Source organism: Corynebacterium sp. HMSC078H07 (genome assembly GCF_001812805.1).
Taxonomy (GTDB): Bacteria; Actinomycetota; Actinomycetes; order Mycobacteriales; family Mycobacteriaceae; genus Corynebacterium.
Map to the genome: position 1 here is coordinate 1 of NZ_KV810462.1, position 317 is coordinate 317.

A 317-nucleotide genomic window follows, 5' to 3' on the forward strand; every position below is an offset into this window, starting at 1 on the left:
CACCGAGCCCTAGCCGGGATCAAAGGCTATGAAACCGACCTGACCGCTCTTGCCGCCCAAGAGGTTATCGGGCATTACCGCAGGCTATTCAACATTGAAAAGTCGTTTCGGATGTCGAAATCAGACCTGAAAGCACGCCCAATCTACGCCAGAAAACAAGACTCGATCACAGCACATCTCAATATTGTGATGGCAGCACTAGCCGTGGCCCACCTGATGGAGACCCGCAGTGGTCAATCCATCAAACGCCTCGTGAGAACACTCAAGAAATACCGCAGCTTTCAACTCAACATTGGTGGCGAAACCATCCACGCCGC

1 pseudogene is annotated in these 317 nt (G+C 52.7%); it reads left to right on the top strand.

The window, feature by feature from the left end:
- Window positions 1-317: pseudogene (locus HMPREF2875_RS13665) on the top strand (transposase); the annotation flags it as partial.